1 protein-coding gene is annotated in these 600 nt (G+C 62.0%); it reads right to left on the bottom strand.

All coding sequences use genetic code 11. From position 1 onward, the window contains the following. On the bottom strand, nucleotides 1-600 hold a 600-nt coding region (locus EXE44_RS17790), incomplete at both ends, for a GAF domain-containing protein (protein ID WP_137718035.1).

Genomic DNA, 600 nt, shown 5'->3' with positions numbered 1-600 from the left:
GTCGACGCGACCGGTTAGGTGAAAGTTTTCCCTACCTGTTAGCGCGACGTGTTCGACGACGATTGTACCGGACGTCGAGAGGCCCGGGAAGAGCGGCGACGGATCCTGACATTCGAAGTCGAAGGCGATCGGTGCGTTCGACGCGCTCGCGGACTCAAGCGTTGACAGCCGCATTCCGGCGGCGTCCGCAACCGCACCAACTGCTTGTCGTTCTGGTTCGGCGAAGCGCTCGGCATCTGTACTGATGAACTCGGCGATCGCGTGGACGGTCCCACAATGGCTCACCGGAACCGCGAGCGATTCCCGGTAACCGAAATGGAGCAGTCGGTTGAGCCACTCGCCGTGAGCTCCTCCGGTCGCTTGTCCGTCGACGATACGCTGTGGTTCGTTTTGTGAGGCAGCGGTGATCGCGGGGAACGTCTGCCTGGCGCTTTCGTACAGCTTCGCCGGTCCACCTGCCTCGGACACTTCGACCGGGTCAATTCGCTCTGTGACCGGATCATACGTGCCAACGAACGCGTACTCCGCCACACGATCGCCGAAGTCGACAACCGCCTCACGCACTGCCGCCGATGTCTCCGCAGTCACGATCGCTTCAAC

Origin of the sequence: Halorubrum sp. SS7 (genome assembly GCF_005435055.1) — an archaeon.
Taxonomy (GTDB): domain Archaea; phylum Halobacteriota; class Halobacteria; order Halobacteriales; family Haloferacaceae; genus Halorubrum; species Halorubrum salinarum.
This window is presented reverse-complemented; position numbering and strand designations above follow the sequence as displayed.